The sequence below is a fragment of the Clostridium arbusti SL206 genome (assembly GCF_000246895.1).
Classification (GTDB): domain Bacteria; phylum Bacillota; class Clostridia; order Clostridiales; family Clostridiaceae; genus Clostridium_I; species Clostridium_I arbusti.
In genome coordinates this window covers 1-1,320 of record NZ_BAEV01000191.1, presented here as the reverse complement: position 1 = coordinate 1,320, position 1,320 = coordinate 1, and the positions used below count along the sequence as shown (strand labels likewise).

1 rRNA gene is annotated in these 1,320 nt (G+C 53.1%); it reads right to left on the bottom strand.

From position 1 onward, the window contains the following. Positions 1-1,320 (bottom strand): 23S ribosomal RNA (locus RH99_RS17990); the annotation flags it as partial.

Below are 1,320 nucleotides of genomic sequence, written 5' to 3'. Positions count from 1 at the left end.
CACCTCTGACCTATCAACCTGATGTTCTTTCAGGGGTCTTACTAGCTTACGCTATGGGAAATCTAATCTTGAGGTGGGCTTCACGCTTAGATGCTTTCAGCGTTTATCCCTTCCCGACATAGCTACCCAGCCGTGCCACTGGCGTGACAACTGGTGCACCAGAGGTCAGTCCATCCCGGTCCTCTCGTACTAAGGACAGCTCCTCTCAAATTTCCTACGCCCGCGACGGATAGGGACCGAACTGTCTCACGACGTTCTGAACCCAGCTCGCGTGCCGCTTTAATGGGCGAACAGCCCAACCCTTGGGACCTACTTCAGCCCCAGGATGCGACGAGCCGACATCGAGGTGCCAAACCTCCCCGTCGATGTGGACTCTTGGGGGAGATCAGCCTGTTATCCCCGAGGTAGCTTTTATCCGTTGAGCGATGGCCCTCCCACGAGGTACCACCGGATCACTAAGCCCGACTTTCGTCCCTGCTCCACTTGTTGGTGTCGCAGTGAGGCTCCCTTATGCCTTTGCACTCTACGCGCGATTTCCAACCGCGCTGAGGGAACCTTTGGGCGCCTCCGTTACATTTTAGGAGGCGACCGCCCCAGTCAAACTGCCCATCTAGCAATGTCCCATGACCAGCTTCATGGCCTCTGGTTAGAATCTCAGTACTGTCAGGGTGGTATCCCAAGGACGACTCCACAGGAACTGACGCTCCTGTTTCCAAGTCTCCCACCTATCCTGTACAGACAATACCGAAACTCAATGCTAAACTACAGTAAAGCTCTACGGGGTCTTTCCGTCCAATCGCGGGTAGCAAGCATCTTCACTTGCACTACAATTTCGCCGGATTCGTTGTTGAGACAGTGCCCAAATCATTACGCCATTCGTGCGGGTCGGAACTTACCCGACAAGGAATTTCGCTACCTTAGGACCGTTATAGTTACGGCCGCCGTTTACTGGGGCTTAAGTTCACCGCTTCGATTACTCTAACGGATCCCCTTAACCTTCCAGCACCGGGCAGGCGTCAGCCCCTATACATCAGCTTTCGCTTTAGCAGAGACCTGTGTTTTTGCTAAACAGTTGCTTGGGCCTATCCTCTGCGGCCTACATTAAGTAGGCACCCCTTCTCCCGAAGTTACGGGGTCAATTTGCCGAGTTCCTTAACAACGATTCTTCCGATGGTCTTAGGATTCTCTCCTCACCTACCTGTGTCGGTTTGCGGTACGGGTACCAAGTTCCTGGATAGAGGCTTTTCTTGGCAGTGTGAAATCAGATACTTCGCGAAAAAAATCGCTCCCCATAACACCTTGACTAATCAGGCGGATTTG